Origin of the sequence: Billgrantia kenyensis (genome assembly GCF_013697085.1) — a bacterium.
Classification (GTDB): domain Bacteria; phylum Pseudomonadota; class Gammaproteobacteria; order Pseudomonadales; family Halomonadaceae; genus Halomonas; species Halomonas kenyensis.
The window spans coordinates 1-502 of record NZ_JACEFT010000097.1 but is presented as its reverse complement, the minus strand read 5'-3'; the positions used below and the strand labels follow the sequence as shown (position 1 = coordinate 502).

Sequence of the window (502 nt, the reverse complement as noted above, 5' to 3'; positions counted from 1 at the left end):
CGCCTGGCTGCCGAAGAGGGCCTGTTCTACTTTCACGAGTTCTTCGAGACAGGCGAAGATGCGCCGAACGGTGCCCACCGCCTGGTGTTCGCCGACGCCCCCCAGACCCTGGCCCACCTGGGCGAGCGCACCTACCACGGCCGCGCCGGCGGCACCCCGCCGAGCCGCCACGTGCGCAAGCTCGAGCAGCTCGCCCGGGTCGCCCCGGCCTCGGTCACGCTCAAGGACTACTCGTTCAAGAACCCCGGCTATTCACAGCTACATCAGGCCCAGCTTCCCGAGCACGACGCAGAGTGGCTGGGAGAGCACGCCCAACGGGCCGTCGTTGATAAAGTGTACGAGCACTACGACTACCCCGGCCGCTACAAGGCCGACGCCTCCGGTGACGCCTTCACCCGCATCCGCCTCGAACACCTCAGAAACGACGCCCTGACCTGCGCCGCCGAGAGCGACCTGCCCGAGCTCGCCCCCGGGGTCAAGTTCACCCTCACCGACCACGACC

General features: G+C 68.3%; 1 protein-coding gene. It reads left to right on the top strand.

Annotated features, from left to right (window positions below; genetic code table 11):
- Positions 1 to 502, top strand: a 502-nt coding sequence (locus H1D44_RS20770) for a contractile injection system protein, VgrG/Pvc8 family (RefSeq protein WP_280525497.1), incomplete at both ends; no start/stop codon positions are given.